This is a genomic window from Aeromonas sp. 25-248, assembly GCF_053005425.1.
Genome location: NZ_JBRKTB010000005.1, coordinates 196,343 through 210,635, shown reverse-complemented (window position 1 = coordinate 210,635; position 14,293 = coordinate 196,343). Strand labels below are relative to the sequence as shown.

The window sequence follows — 14,293 nt, the reverse complement described above, 5'->3', positions numbered from 1 at the left end:
ATGAAAAAGGCAGCCGAGGCTGCCTTTTTCATGGACGCATGACCACATCTCAGGCAGCGCTGTGCTGGCGCCCCTCCCTGCTCATCGCCCGCCACATCACCAGGACCAGCAGAGTGCTGCAAGTGGGCAGCGCCAGCCAGACACCGGCCACTCCCCACAGGGAGGAGAAACCCCACAGGAAACCGCCGATCAGCACCAGCTTGCCGCCGGTGAGCAGGGAAGCGATGCGGGCCCGGTTGATGGCCTGGAAATAGGTGGCCCCCACCAGCAGCAAGCCTTCCATGGGCAGCCCCCAGAAGTAGAGCCAGATACCGAGGGTCGCCACCGGCAACAGGGCAGCATTGTCCCCCGCAAACAGATAAACCACTGCTTCTGGCCACAGATACAGCGGGATCATCCCGCACAGTGCCACCGCCATGGTCACTCCCAATGCCAGGTTGCGCACCCGCAGCACCCGTGCCCAGTTGCCCGCCCCGGCATTGAAGCTGGCGATAGGCTGGATGCCCATGGCGATCCCCTCGAAGATGAGATAGAAGAAGGCCTCGCTGTAGCTGATGACCCCATAGGCGGCCACGTGCAGCGAAGTGCCCACCGAGAGCAGCGCCTTGTTGTGCAGCGCCAGCACCACCGAGAGGTAGAGGTACATCAGAAAACTCGACACCCCGAGTCGCAATGTCTCCCCCATCAGCCGCCAGTCGGGCACCAGGGTATCCCAGCGAATGCGCAACTGGCTGCGGGGGGTAAAGAAGTGCCACAGGCACAGGCCCCCGGTGACCGCCTGGGAGAGCATGGTCGCGATGGCGGCCCCCGCCAGCCCCCAGGGGATCACCGCCATCAGCAGGTAGTCGAGCAGCACGTTGAGTACGCCGCCCCCCACCAGGATCCAGGTGGTGAGGCCGGGTCGCCCGTCGTTGCGCAGCAGGGCGGTAAAGGCCATGGAGAGCACCGCGAATACACCGAGCCAGGCGTACCACTGCAGATAGGCAAAGCCTGCGTCGAAGATGACCCCCTGCGCCCCCATCCAGACAAGCATGGCCTCGCCGTAACGAATGCCAATGAAGGCGAGCAGCGCGGAGGCGATGAGCACCATCACCAGGGCATTGCCGACGATGTGGCGCGCCCTGGCCTGCTCCCCCTTGCCCAGATAGAAGGAGGCCAGCGACGAGGATCCCATGCCGATCAGGGCCCCCACCGCGTAGAGCACGGCGCAGATGGGGTACGCCAGCATCATGCCGGCCAGCCCGTCCTGGCCCAGGATATGGCCGACGAAGATGCCGTCTATGGTGACATAGATGCCGGTGACCAGCATGGCGGCCACCGTGGGGGTGACGTAACGCAAGAAGAGGCGGGAAAGGGGGGCCGTGCCCAGATCGACGGAGGACATAAATTGCTCAATGAAGGGGAACGGCCAGAATAATAGCCAAACAAGACCCGGATCACCCGTTATTTGTGCCGTGGATCATTCATCTTGAGGGCTTTACCCGCCCCGGCCCCTGCTTTAGGCTAGGGCGACTTCTCCTGAACGGAAACGTGCGCCATGTTGCAACGCCTGCTCTGTCTGATGCTCTGTCTCAGCCTGTTCCCCTTCTCCGCTGTCCAGGCCGATGATGCCATCACTCAGGTAGAGGAGCTGCTGCAAAGCATCCCCAAGACGGATACCCCGGAAAACCAGCAACTGCGGGAGAGCTACCAGCAGGCCCTGCAATATGCCCGGGATGCCCAGCGCTACCGGGAACAGGGCAAGGCCTACCAGCAGATCCTCATCGACTACCCCAAGGAGTCCGCCCGTCTCAAGGAGGGGCTGCACAACTATCAGCCCCAGTCCCGCCCGTCCCTCTCCTCCCTCAAGGAGGATGCCCTTCGCCAGGCCATCAGCCTGAGCAGCAACCGCCAGCTCAACCTGCGCAAGGAGCGTCAGGCGGTGACCGACAGCCTCAACCAGCTTGAGAGCACGGGCCAGGAATATCACCTGCGGGTCGACGAGTTGCGCAAGCAGTTGCTCCAGACCCGCTCCCTGCTCGATCGCCTGAGCTTCAGCAACGAGTCGGACAGGTTGCAGGAGGCCCAGCAACTGGCCACCCGACTCAAGGAACAGAGCCTCTCCGACCGGATCCAGATGCTGGAGCTGGAGCAGCTCTCCGCCCAGCAGCGCAACGATTTGGGCAAGCTCAAGCTGCAGGAGCTCAACCTCGCCATCACCGACGAGGATGAGTGGCAGACCAGTCTGCTTGCCCAGCAGAACCAGCTGCGCCGGGACAAGACCGAGCAGGCCCTGGCCGAGAGCGAACGCCTGCGCCGCCAGCTCACCTCTGACCTCCCCCTCTTGCAGGAGCAACAGCAGCAAAACCAGGCCCTCTCCCTGCAACTGGGGGCCCTCGAGGACCAGATTGAACGGGTGCAGGACGAGCAACGGGGGGTGGACACCTCCCTCTCCGGGCTCAACGAGCTGGTCAATTCGGTGCGCGAACAGCTGGAGTGGTTGCAGATAAGCAACGCCTACGGCGAGAACCTGCGCAGCAAGCTGGCCGATCTGCCCGCCTACTTCCCGCTGGAGCGGCTGGAGTCCGCCATCGTCAAGGCGCGCATGGCCAAATACCAGTACGAGACCGAGCAGGATGCCCTGAAGGATCCGGTGCAACTGCGCAACAGCCTGCTCAGTGGAGACGGCATCACCCTGGACAGGGCCCAGCGCGCCGTGCTGGACAACCTGCTCAAGGCGAGACGGCAACTGCTGACCCGGCTCAACGATGCCTCCGACACCCTCATTCAGGAGCAGACCCGCCTCAAGCTGCTCTACAGCCGCCAGAACAGCAAGATCGACGAGATCCGCGAACTCAGCGCCAGCCATCTGTTCTGGATGCCGGACGTGCGCCCCCTGAGCCCGGCGGTGCTGCTCGGCGTCCCGGCCGCCCTCGGCCTTGCCTTCAACCCGGCCAACTGGCTGCAACTGCCCAGGGCCATCGCCGAGAACAACCCCCTGAGCCTGACCCTGGCTGGCCTCGGGCTGCTGGGGCTGGCCTGGTGCTGGCTGAAACTGGCCCGCCACCTCCTTCAATACAGCCAGTACATTGCCCCGCGCATCGGCAAGGTAACCCAGGACAAGTTCAGCCTCACCAGCCGGTTGCTGGTGCGCTCCGTGCTCGCCGCCCTGCCGCTGCCCGCCATGGTGCTCATGGTGCACGGCCTGCTGGACGGCGCCTGGCAATATCCCTTCGCGGTGGCGGTGGCCCGGGGCCTGGGTGAAATCTGGTTCCTGCTGCTGGCCCTTCTGGTGGCGCGCCACCTCACTCTGGAGAAGGGAATCCTCATCCTCCACTTCCGCTGGCAAAAGGAGCGGGTGCAGCGAGTGTGGGGACAATTTCGTACCCTGCTGCTGGTGCTGATCCCGAGCTTCTTCGTGCAGGGCATGGCGAGCAGCTATCAGGAGCACGCCTTCTACGACTCCCTGGGACGCCTCGCCTTCATCATCGGGGCCCTCTGGCTGCTGCTCTTCTTTGCCCGCCTCAACCGGGAAAAACTGCCCCTCACCTGGGGTCAGGCAGACATGACCAAGCCCCATCTGCTGCACCACTTCATCTGGAACAGCCTGATGCTGGCCCCGCTGCTGGCGGTGCTGGGCGCCCTGTTCGGCTACTTCTACACCTCCCGCACCCTGCTGCGTCAGCTGGAGCTGAGCCTGCTGGCGGGGCTCGGCTGCCTGCTCGTCTACTATCTGGCTCACCGCTGGATGCTGATCCAGCGCCGCCGACTCGCCTTCGATCGCGCCAAGCAGAAGCGGGCCGAGATCCTGGCGCAGCGGGAGCGGGAAGAGGACGATCTCAGCTCCGAAATCCCCGATGTGGTGGAGGAGCCCGAGCTGGATCTGGATACTATCAGCGCCCAGTCCCTCGGCCTGGTGCGCACCCTGCTGATGCTGGGCTTCACCATGCTGGTGGTGGTGCAATGGTCGGATCTCAACTCGGCATTCAGCTTCCTCAGCAGCATCGAGGTGTGGCAGGTGAGCAGCAAGGTGGCCGGCATCGAGCAGCTCTCCGCCATCACCCTGCAGGATCTGATGCTGACCGTCTTCGCCTTCATCCTGACGGTGGTCACCGCCCGCAACCTGCCAGGGTTGATGGAGCTCACCCTGCTCCAGCACCTGAGCCTCTCCCCCGGCACCGGCTTCGCCCTCACCACGGTGAGCAAGTACCTGGTACTGCTGATTGGCGCTCTCACCGGCTTCTCCATGCTCGGCATCGACTGGTCCAAGACCCAGTGGCTGGTGGCGGCACTCTCCGTGGGGCTGGGCTTCGGCTTGCAGGAGATCTTCGCCAACTTCGTCTCCGGCCTCATCATCCTGTTCGAAAAACCGATCCGCCTGGGTGACACCGTCACCATCCGTGATCTCACCGGCACCGTCACCAAGATCAAGACCCGCGCCACCACCATAGTGGACTGGGACAGGAAGGAGATCATCGTCCCCAACAAGGCCTTCATCACCGAGCAGTTCATCAACTGGTCCCTGTCCGATGCCATCACCCGGGTCCGCTTGCGCATTCGCATCGGCCTGACCCAGAATCCCAAGCAGGTACAGCAACTGCTGGAGCAGAGCGTGCGCGAATCCACCCTGGTGCTGGATACGCCCGCCCCGGAGGTGTTCCTCATCGAGTTCACCGACTCGGCCCTCATCTACGAGATCCGGCTCTACGTCAACAACATGGATCACCGGATGCCCATTACGCACGAGGTACATTCCCTGATCCTGGAGAAACTCGGCCAGGTCGGCATGCATCTGCCACATCAGCAGATCGACATCCGGATGAGCCGGGGATGAAGCCCCCAAAGACGACAACAGGAGCCATCATGCAGATCATTGCCCATCGCGGTGCCAGCGGCCTGGCTCCGGAGAATACCCTCAAGGCGATGAGCCTGGCGCTGGATCTGGGTGCCAAAGCCATCGAGCTGGACGTGCAGTGGGCCGACGGAGAGCTCTGGGTCTTCCACGACCGGCGGCTGGAGCGCTGCACCAACGGCCAGGGTGTGCTGACCGGGCAATCCCGGGAGTACCTGGCGAGCCTGGATGCAGGGGACGGGGAGCGGATCCCGACCCTGTGGCAGGTGATGGCACTGGTGGCGGGGCGCTGCGAACTGCACATCGAGCTAAAGGGCGCCCACACCGCCAAGCCGGTGGCCGCCCTGACCAGGCGGGCCGAGGCCGAGCTTGGCTTTACCCAGGCGCACTGGATCGTTTCCTCCTTTCATCATCCCGAGCTGTTACGCTTCAAGGGACTGCGACCGGAAATAAGGATCGGCGCCCTCACGGCCAGCCTGCCCCTCGACGGCGCCGCCTTCGCCGAGACGCTGGGGGCCTGGTCACTGAACTGCGACGTGGATTTCGTCGACGAGACCCTGGTGGCGGATGCCCATCGCCGGGGGCTCAAGATCCTGGTCTACACGGTCGACGAAGTGAGTGATGGGAGCGCCCTCGCCAGCATGGGTGTCGATGGCATCTTCACCAACCGGCCAGATCGATTCAGCTGAGTATCGGCGCGGCTTGGCAGGCCACAAGGAGGTGAAAAGAATTGAAAAAATGCGGTGCACCGGGATACATAAAGTCCATAGCCAGCCGATACAGAGTTGGCTCATAACAATAACAAACACCATGGATCTCTGACTGACGCTCACAAGGATGTAAACATGAACCTATCCATCAAGAACAAGCTGGTCCTCTCCATCGGGGCCATCATTCTGGTCATCACCGGCCTGCAGGTCTGGTACAACACCTCCCAGTTGCGCAGTGAAACCCAGCGGCTGATCTGGAGCTTCATCGACGACAGCTCGGTCGCCAACGTCAAGGGGATCTCCCGCTGGCTCGACGCCCGCATCAATCTCGTCACCGCCACCAAGGAAGCCTTCGCCAAGGAAGACGAGCCCCTCAGCCACCTGGCCCAGTCCATGAATGCGGGCAACTTCGATCTCGTCTACGTGGGCACCAAGGATGGCCGGATGATCCAGAGCAAGCCGACCGATCTGCCGGCCGGCTATGATCCGCGCCAGCGCCCCTGGTACAAGGACGCCATGGCCGCCGGCAAGCTCGCCATCACGGCCCCCTATGCCGACATCACCACCGGCCAGCTCATCATCACCATCGCCGAGCCCTTCAGTCGCGGCAACACCGACGGCGTCATCGCCGGTGACGTCTCCATCGACGGCTTGGTGAAAGACGTGCTTGCCATGAACTCGGAAGGCACCTATGCCATTCTGGTGGACAGCAACGGCACCATCATCGCCCACCCGGACAAGGATCTGACCCTCAAACCCGCCACCGCCATCTCCCCGGAACTGACGGCAGCCAAGGTCAACGAGCTGGCCCATGACAACACCATCTCCGAGATGGATATCAGCGGCAAGGCGAGCGTGTTCGACCTCACCGAGATCCCCAACACCAACTGGTATTTCGGCATCGTGGTGGACGAAGCGGTCGCCTACCAGTCCGTCTCCCGCATGGTCACCTCCGCCCTCATTCAGGGATTGCTGACCATCCTCATCGTGGCGGGCTTCTCCTATGTCGCCATCAACGGCTCCCTGGCGCCGCTGAAAACCCTGGGCGAGGCAATTGCTGATCTCTCCCGCGGCAACGGCGATCTCACCCGTCGCATCAAGATCGAGCGTGAAGACGAGGTCGGTACCGTCGCCAAGCACGTCAACACCTTCATCGAGCGCATCCACGTCATGGTGCAGGACATCTCCAACTCCTCCACCCAGCTCAACCAGCAGGCCAGGTCTTCCCACGACATGGCGGAGAAATCCAACCAGGGGCTGGCCCGCCAGCAAAACGAGATCTCCCAGATTGCGACCGCAGTGCACGAGATGTCCGCCACCGCCGTCGAAGTGGCCAGCAACGCCGAGCAGACCGCGGAAGCGGCCCGCAGCTCCTCCAGCAGTTGCGAGCACGGCAAGCAGGTGATTGCCCGCAACCAGCGCTCCATCACGGATCTCGCCACCCAGGTCAAGCAGGCCTCCGGCATCATTCAGGAACTGGAGAAGAACGCCCAGGAGATCAACACCATCCTCTCCACCATCCAGGGCATCGCCGAGCAGACCAACCTGCTGGCGCTCAACGCCGCCATCGAGGCCGCCCGGGCTGGCGAGCAGGGACGCGGCTTTGCCGTGGTGGCCGACGAGGTGCGGGTGCTTTCCCAGCGCACCCACAGCTCCACCGTCGAGATCCGCAGCATGATCGAGACCCTGCAGCGCAACACCCAGGGCGCCGTCAGTACCATGCACGAGGGTCAGTTGCTGGCCCAGAACAGCGTGGAAGATGCCAACGATGCAACCCAGGCCCTGGAGCAGATCACCACCTCCATCAACCAGATCTCCGACATGGCGACCCAGATCTCCAGCGCCGCCGAGGAACAGCGTGCCGTCACCGACGAAGTGAGCCGCAACATCCAGGCGGTCAAGGATGTCTCGGACGAGCTGGCAGTGGATGCGGACAGCTCCCGCAATCTGTCGGCCCAGCTTAAAAATATTTCAGGTGAATTGAATAATCAGGTCGGCATGTTCCGCATCTGATCGACCATGGGAAGAAAGGGGCCGTTCAGGCCCCTTTTTTTATAAACCCTTTTTGTTTCAACGGTTATAATCCCCTTTCGAGACCCTCAACCCTGTGATCGACATCTCCTTTTGCCCATGTGTGGGAGACGGGCGCAGTCTGTCATGGCTATATTCGCATTACTTTTTTGATGCCTAATCTCGATATGTCATCGTGATAATAGTTATCATTAAACTGTTTTGATAAAAAACTTAAAAACTTTATGGGTAATACCCAAAAAGAGAGGCATTTCTCATTTTTTTGAAAGAAAACTACGTATAATCTTGGAGTTAAAATCACCAGAGTAGCGAGTACGGCTGATCCAGATCACTGATGGATGGCGATAATGACGGCATTTTCATCCAAGGAATGGGGTGGTTGTAATAAAAATCACCGTTGCCAAGCACTAAAACAAAGCAGTTTGACTTGCATCAAGCCTGAATTTTTTTCATAGAGCAAAATCGTGCCCAGCAAATCTATCCCTAAGGAGGCAGATGTGGATATTATCAAGACCGATGTTGCCATCATCGGTGCCGGTGGCGGTGGCCTGCGTGCCGCAATCGCCATTGCAGAAGCCCACCCGGAGCTGGAGATCGCCCTGATTTCCAAGGTCTATCCGATGCGCAGCCACACCGTGGCCGCCGAAGGTGGCGCCGCAGGCGTCGTTCGTGATGACGACTCCCTGGAAAACCACTTCAACGACACCGTCTCCGGTGGTGACTGGTTGTGTGAGCAGGACGTAGTCGAGTACTTCGTCAACAACGCCACCAACGAGATGATCCAGCTGGAGCACTGGGGTTGCCCCTGGAGCCGCAAACCGGACGGCAAGGCCAACGTGCGCCGTTTCGGCGGGATGAAGATCCCCCGCACCTGGTTCGCCGCCGACAAGTCCGGCTTCCACATCCTGCACACCCTGTTCCAGACCTCCATCAAGTACCCGACCATCAAGCGCTTCGACGAGCACTTCTGTCTGGATCTCATCGTGGAAGATGGCCGTGTCCAGGGTGTCGTCACCTTTGACATCCAGAACGGCATCACCCGCTTCATCCAGGCCAAGTCCGTGGTGCTGGCCACCGGCGGCGCAGGTCGTGTCTATCGCTACAACACCAACGGTGGCATCGTCACCGGGGACGGCATGGCCCTGGCCTACCGCCACGGCGTACCGCTGCGGGACATGGAGTTCGTCCAGTATCACCCGACCGGTCTGCCGGGCACCGGCATCCTGATGACCGAAGGTTGTCGTGGTGAGGGTGGCATCCTGCTCAACAAGGATGGCTATCGCTACCTGCAAGATTACGGTCTGGGCCCGGAAACCCCGGTCGGCCAGCCGAAGAACAAGCACATGGAGCTGGGTCCGCGCGACCGTCTCTCCCAGGCCTTCTGGCAGGAGCAGCAAAAAGGCCGCGTGATCCAGGGCCCCATGGGCGACGTGGTTCACCTCGACCTGCGCCACCTTGGCGAGAAGTACCTGAAAGAGCGTCTGCCCTTCATCTGCGAACTGGCCAAGGCCTATGTGGGTGTGGATCCGGTAAAAGAGCCGATTCCGGTACGTCCGACCGCCCACTACACCATGGGTGGCATCGAAACCGACGGCAAGTGCGCCACTCGTCTGGCCGGTCTCTATGCCGCTGGCGAATGTGCCTCCGTCGGTCTGCACGGCGCCAACCGTCTGGGCTCCAACTCCCTGTCCGAGATCGTGGTCTTCGGCAAGGTGGCCGGTGAGCAGGCAGCCGAGTTTGCCGCCACCCAGCAACACGGCAACACCCAGGCGCTGGTCGCCAAGGCCGAGGCGCTCATCAAGCAGCACCTCTCTCTGCTGGACATCGACGGCACCGAAAACCCGGCGGATATCCGCAACGAACTGGGCATGTCCATGGAAGCCGGTGTCGGTATCTACCGTACCGAAGAGCTGATGCAGGGCACCATCGACAAGATCAACGAGCTGAAAGCCCGCTACAAGAAGATCAAGATCAACGACAAGTCCTCGGTCTTCAACACCGACCTGCTGTACGCCATCGAGCTGGGCTACATGCTGGACGTGGCGGAAGCCATGGCGCACTCCGCCATCAACCGCAAAGAGTCCCGCGGTTCCCACCAGCGTCTGGACGGTTACGAGGAGCGCGATGACGTCAACTTCCTCAAGCACACTCTCTCCTTCTACAACGGCGAAGGGGCCCCGACCATCGACTATTCCGATGTGAAGATCACTAAATCCCAACCGGCCAAGCGCGTGTACGGTTCCGAGGGTGAGAAACAAGACGAGGCTAAGAAGAATGGCTGAGATGATCGAAATTGAAATCCTGCGCTACCGTCCCGAGCAGGATAACGAGCCCTGGATGCAGACCTTCCAGGTGCCCTACCTCAAAGAGATGTCCCTGCTGGATGCGCTGCAATACATCAAGGATCATCTGGACTCTACCTTGAGCTTCCGCTGGTCCTGCCGGATGGCGATCTGCGGCTCCTGCGGCATGATGGTCAACGGCATTCCGAAACTCGGTTGCAAGACCTTCCTGCGCGACTACCTGCCGGGCAAGATGACTATCGAACCGCTCAACAACTTCCCCATCGAGCGCGATCTGGTGGTCGACATGTCCGACTTCATCGAGAAGCTGGAGAGCATCAAGCCCTACATCATCCCGTCCGAGCCGCGCAACCTGTGCGATGGCGAGTACACCCAGACGCCGGCTGACATGGCGAAGTATCACCAGTTCTCCATGTGCATCAACTGCGGTCTGTGCTACGCGGCCTGCCCGCAATATGGCATCAACAAGAAGTTCACCGGTCCGGCGGCCCTGGCACTGGCCTATCGCTACAACGCCGACAACCGCGACAGCGCGTCCAGGGAGCGGATGAAGATCATCAGCCAGGACGAGGGCGTCTGGGGCTGTACCTTCGTGGGCTACTGCTCCGAAGTGTGCCCGAAAGGCGTGGATCCGGCCGCCGCCATCCAGCTTGGCAAGGTCGAGAGCGCCAAGGACTACATGATCGCCATGTTCAAGCCGGATTGAGACCAGGAGTGAGACCATGAACAACACTGAGAGCAAACGTAAGCCTTACGTGCGCGAGATGAAAAAAGACTGGTGGCTGAAGAATGCCTTCTACACCGGTTACATGATCCGCGAAGGCACCAGCATCTTCGTCTCCATCTACGCCGTCGTGCTGATGTGGGGTCTGCTGCGCCTGGTACAGGGTCAGGAGGCATTCAACGGCTGGCTGGAATCCCTGCAGAGCCCCATTGCCATCCTGTTCCACGTCATCGCCCTGGCAGCCTGCCTGTTCCACGCCAAGACCTGGTTCGCCCTGGCACCGAAAGCCATGCGCATCTTCCGTGGTGAAGACCTGGTGCCGGAGAAGCCGATCGTCATCGCCCAGTATGTGGCGCTGGCGGCGGTATCCCTGCTTGTCCTGATCATCGTGGCCTGAGGAGAAAACCATAAGACGTTCTGACGAACCCGGTTATTGGTGTCTGTTTGGTACCGGGCTCTCACTCAGAAACGTTGGCCACGATCACTCAATCATGATTTGAGGAAAAAATATGAGACGTTCTGACGAGCCAATTTACTGGGGTCTGTTTGGTGCGGGTGGCATGGTGGTTGCCATGCTGCTGCCGGTCATTGTCCTCATCACAGGTCTGCTGGTGCCCATGGGCATCATGGATGTGGAGACCATGAGCTACGAGCGCGTGCTGGCATTCGCCAGCTCCTGGTGGGGGGCCTGCATCCTGCTGGTGATCATCGCCCTGCCCGTCTGGCACGGCATGCACCGCATCTACCACGGCCTGCACGATCTGGGGATCCACACCACCAAGCTGCACCACTATGTGTTCTATGGCTTCGCCTTCCTGGTGTCCGCCATCACCGTCGGCCTGCTGATGGTGCTGGTGCTCCAGTAAGCACATCCTGACTGCATAACAAACCGGGCCCAGTGCCCGGTTTTTTTATGGCCCCTCGGCGGCTCATCTCTATCCGGCAGCTGGCCTGCGCACTCGTTCGGCATCCGTCACCAGAGCCTCGGTGCCGGCTCACAACCGTTTTCCGCGTAGTAGAGCGACGGCAGAAACTGCGCCAGATAGCTGAACTCGCTGTAGCAGTGGCGCATCAGGTTGAAGCCTATCTCGTCCGGCACCTCGTCAAGCGGATTGGTGCAGGCCTTGCCCAGCAGGAAGCGGCTGCGCAGCACACAGCCGTATGGGGTATCACGCGCCAGGTGCAGCATCTCGCCATCCAGCGGCGCCCCCTGCTCATCCAGCGCCACCTCATCGCCAAAGCCGATACGGGCGCAGATGGCGGCAGAGAGAGCCTGCGTCTCTCGCGCCTCGTGTAGCGATTGCGGGGCGAACACCTCTTCGGCGCCGTGGAACTTGAGGCGAGCTGCCACCGGCGGCAGCTCGGCAAGCCACTCCACCGCCTCTATGCTGGCTCCCACATAGCGCTCACCTTTTTTCCAGTGATGATCCCAGCCCCGGTGCTCGACGTGGTCGTGGGGGTGCCACCACCTGATGTGCTGGGTCGTCTCGAAGAAGGTGAACCACCAATCCAGCATGCGCCCCTTGCAGCCGTGCAGATCGGTGCGGATGGCGACCGTCAGCAGGCCGTCGGTGCTGCGGGTCAGACCCATTTCCAGGCGAAGGGGTTGCGGGCTGAGCAACTCGTTGATGTCATTGACGCCCCAAGGGGCAAACAGGGCAGAAAGATGCATGATATGACTCCCATAAATTTAGGAAACGAAGTTTGTTTCTTAAATTACGCTATGCCTGTATGCTGGGTCTGTCAATGCTTTCCAGGAGCCCATATGTCGCACCCGAACGATGAAGAAACACGCTCACGAGGCCGTCCGGTCACCCCGGAAGCCGACCTGCGCGCCGCCCTTGCCGAAGCGACGCTGACCTTGTTGCTCAAGGGGGGTTACGGCGCCGCGACCGTGGATGCGGTGGCCAAACAGGCGGGGGTCGCCAAGAAGACCCTCTACCGCTTCGCCGCCAACCGTGACGAGCTGGTGGCGCAGGCGGTGCGCAGCTGGACCGATGCCTTTCAACCGGCCTTCGAGCAGGATGCCGCCCACCCAGGCGCGCTGGGGGAGATGCTGGAGCAGGGCTTGCAGGCCATAGCGGGACAGGTGTTGAGCGCGCAGGCGGTAGGCATGTTCCGGCTGCTGCAGCATGAGTTCGCGGGGCGCGATGCCCTGCTGGCGGCCTATCAGGAGAACGGCATTGCCCGCGGCAGGGCGACCCTGGCGGCGTGGTTGCAGCGCCAGCAACAACTGGGCTGGCTGCGCGAGCTGGACGCCGCCCAGACCAGCGATCTGCTGCTGGCGATGACCATGGCGGAGCCGCTGCGCCAGATGGCGCTCGGCTTGCTGGCGCCGGGCAGCGACATTCGCGAGCGCATCACCGCGGCCGTTGCGCTGGTGCTGCCCGGCTTGATGCGAGGGTAGGCGTCCTTCCTCAGCGTGCCACCTCCTGCCATTGAGCCAACAAGGGAGCAGGGATGGCGCCGTAGCGCAGGGTCGGGGTCTGGTGCCACTCCGCCAGCTTCTGGATGGCCTTGCCCAGATCCTGGGCCAGGGTCCGGGTCACCCTGACCCCGTCTTCCAGATAGAGGCTCTTGACCTCAAACACCCCCTCCTTGCGATGGGCCTTGGCGTCCATCCTGCCCACCAGCTTGCCGCGATGCAGCAACGGCAGCACGAAATAACCGTACTGGCGCTTGGGGGCCGGGGTATAGCACTCGATGCGATAGTCAAAGCCAAACAACTCGCTGGCCCGCTTGCGATCCCACACCAGCGGGTCAAAGGGCGAGAGCACGGCGGTGTGGCTCGCCTTGAGGGAGCCCGCCTGGGCCCGGACCAGTTCATCGGCCAGGGAGGCGTGAACGAAGGCTCCGTGCTGCCACCCCTCCACTCGTACCGGCAACAGCTCCCCCTCATCCGCCAGCTGGTGGAGCAGGGCGTCGTATTTCCCCCGTTTAAGGCGATAGTAATCCGCCACCCAGCCGGTCTTGACCAGCCCCAGCGCCCGGCAACTGGCTCGCACCATGTCCCGCCGGGCGAGATCAGGACTCGGCAGATCCCGCTCGTCATTCCACTCCGGCATGACCCGCTCGGCGAGATCGTAGACCCGCTGGAAATTGCGCCGTTCGCGCACCATCAGCTGGCCTGCGGTAAACAGCACCTCCAGGTGGCGCTTTTCGGGCTTCCAGTCCCACCAGCCGTTGCCCTTGTCCCCCTTGCGCTCGAAGTCTGCCGCCCGCACCGGGCCATCCTGGCGTATGCGCTCCACTATCTGCGCTATCTCGCCGCCGTGGGTCTTGAGCCACTGGGCGGAGAACTTCCAGCCCATGGCTGCGGGATCCAGCATGCGATGGCGCAGCAGCCGGTAATCTTCCCGGGGGACGAAACAGGCCTCGTGGGCCCAGTATTCGAAGAGGTCACCATCGGCCAGCAGTTGTTCCAGCCAGCGCGGATCGTAGTGGCCGAGACGGCTGAACAGCACCAGATAGGGGCTGCGGGCCACCACGGAGATGGTGTCTATCTGCAGCAACGCCATGCGGCGAATGCAGGCGAGCAGGTCGGCGGGGGTTGCTCTGGCGCGGCGCGGGGTCAGCAGCCCCTGGGCCGCCAGTTGCAGGTGGCGAGCGTCTTGCAATGAGAGGTGGGGGATCGACATGGAGATAGGGGCATCCGTTCCTGGGTATCAGGCCACCAGCATGCCCAACTCATGGC

11 protein-coding genes are annotated in these 14,293 nt (G+C 61.9%); 8 read left to right on the top strand and 3 right to left on the bottom strand.

What is annotated here, in order from left to right; genetic code table 11:
- Positions 1 to 49: 49 nt before the first annotated feature.
- Positions 50 to 1,384: an MATE family efflux transporter gene (locus ACVDHI_RS10240; protein WP_048207137.1), complete on the bottom strand. Its 1,335-nt coding sequence runs from the start codon at positions 1,382 to 1,384 to the stop codon at positions 50 to 52.
- Positions 1,385 to 1,537: 153 nt separating this feature from the next.
- Here ACVDHI_RS10240 and mscM point away from each other — a divergent pair, with 153 nt between their 5' ends.
- The 7 genes from mscM to frdD all read left to right on the top strand — a co-directional run bounded on the left by mscM (position 1,538) and on the right by frdD (position 11,465).
- Positions 1,538 to 4,813, top strand: coding sequence for a miniconductance mechanosensitive channel MscM (gene mscM / locus ACVDHI_RS10235; protein ID WP_042014534.1), 3,276 nt, complete (start codon positions 1,538 to 1,540; stop codon positions 4,811 to 4,813).
- 29 nt (positions 4,814 to 4,842) lie between these two features.
- Entirely contained in the window at positions 4,843 to 5,520 is a 678-nt protein-coding gene (locus ACVDHI_RS10230; RefSeq protein WP_103255228.1) for a glycerophosphodiester phosphodiesterase, read from the top strand.
- A gap of 156 nt (positions 5,521 to 5,676) precedes the next feature.
- Positions 5,677 to 7,554 carry a methyl-accepting chemotaxis protein gene (locus ACVDHI_RS10225; RefSeq protein WP_010673807.1) on the top strand — a complete coding sequence of 626 codons (1,878 nt, stop codon included), beginning with the start codon at positions 5,677 to 5,679 and terminating at the stop codon, positions 7,552 to 7,554.
- A 515-nt stretch (positions 7,555 to 8,069) separates the two neighbouring features.
- Complete coding sequence (frdA, locus tag ACVDHI_RS10220; protein ID WP_010673806.1) at positions 8,070 to 9,854, top strand: fumarate reductase (quinol) flavoprotein subunit; 1,785 nt, start codon at positions 8,070 to 8,072, stop codon at positions 9,852 to 9,854.
- A complete protein-coding gene (locus tag ACVDHI_RS10215; RefSeq protein WP_010673805.1) occupies positions 9,847 to 10,581 on the top strand; it encodes a succinate dehydrogenase/fumarate reductase iron-sulfur subunit in 735 nt (244 codons plus the stop codon). The genes frdA and ACVDHI_RS10215 overlap by 8 nt, the downstream gene beginning before the upstream one ends.
- A 16-nt stretch (positions 10,582 to 10,597) precedes the next feature.
- Positions 10,598 to 10,996, top strand: a complete 399-nt coding sequence (locus ACVDHI_RS10210; RefSeq protein ID WP_010673804.1) for a hypothetical protein — start codon at positions 10,598 to 10,600, stop codon at positions 10,994 to 10,996.
- 112 nt (positions 10,997 to 11,108) lie between these two features.
- Positions 11,109 to 11,465 (top strand): fumarate reductase subunit FrdD, encoded by a 357-nt coding sequence (gene frdD, locus ACVDHI_RS10205; RefSeq protein WP_010673803.1) that lies wholly within the window; start codon positions 11,109 to 11,111, stop codon positions 11,463 to 11,465.
- 107 nt (positions 11,466 to 11,572) lie between these two features.
- Here frdD and ACVDHI_RS10200 read toward each other — a convergent pair whose 3' ends face one another.
- Positions 11,573 to 12,271 carry a DAPG hydrolase family protein gene (locus ACVDHI_RS10200; RefSeq protein WP_447212054.1) on the bottom strand — a complete coding sequence of 233 codons (699 nt, stop codon included), beginning with the start codon at positions 12,269 to 12,271 and terminating at the stop codon, positions 11,573 to 11,575.
- Between the two features lie 93 nt (positions 12,272 to 12,364).
- On the opposite strand from ACVDHI_RS10200, the gene ACVDHI_RS10195 reads away from it, so the two are divergent.
- Complete coding sequence (locus tag ACVDHI_RS10195; protein WP_447212053.1) at positions 12,365 to 13,006, top strand: TetR family transcriptional regulator; 642 nt, start codon at positions 12,365 to 12,367, stop codon at positions 13,004 to 13,006.
- A 10-nt stretch (positions 13,007 to 13,016) separates the two neighbouring features.
- On the opposite strand, the gene ACVDHI_RS10190 is transcribed toward ACVDHI_RS10195, so the two are convergent.
- Positions 13,017 to 14,237 carry a winged helix-turn-helix domain-containing protein gene (locus ACVDHI_RS10190; RefSeq protein ID WP_447212052.1) on the bottom strand — a complete coding sequence of 407 codons (1,221 nt, stop codon included), beginning with the start codon at positions 14,235 to 14,237 and terminating at the stop codon, positions 13,017 to 13,019.
- Positions 14,238 to 14,293 lie beyond the last annotated feature (56 nt).